The following is a 274-nucleotide window of genomic DNA, read 5'->3' on the forward strand; positions in this document are numbered from 1 at the left end:
GTTGAGCGTTCGAACCGCGGCCTCCAACACCGCGCGTTCTTCGCGGCTCGTCTTCGTCAGCAGTTGCTCGGTAAGCCATTGCGAACGTGCATCTCGCGCCTGCGCAGTCTGTGCACGCCCCGTATCGGTCAGATCCACGACCCAGGCGCGGCGATCTTCATTGTCTACCGTCAAGGTCACCAGCCCTTGTTCGACCAGTTTCTGCACGATCAGCCGCATGGTCTGATGGGTCACGGCTCTGCGCACGGCGAGTGTCGCGATACTCACCGGGCCG

The 274-nt window shown here is 62.8% G+C and carries 1 protein-coding gene; it reads right to left on the reverse strand.

Going from position 1 to position 274, the window contains the following annotated elements:
* Positions 1–267: MarR family winged helix-turn-helix transcriptional regulator (locus SB816_RS31545; RefSeq protein ID WP_410548188.1), on the reverse strand; the 267-nt coding region annotated here is incomplete at its 3' end.
* Between the last annotated feature and the right edge of the window lie 7 nt (positions 268–274).

The organism is Achromobacter sp. SIMBA_011 (genome assembly GCF_046535435.1).
Classification (GTDB): domain Bacteria; phylum Pseudomonadota; class Gammaproteobacteria; order Burkholderiales; family Burkholderiaceae_B; genus Achromobacter; species Achromobacter dolens.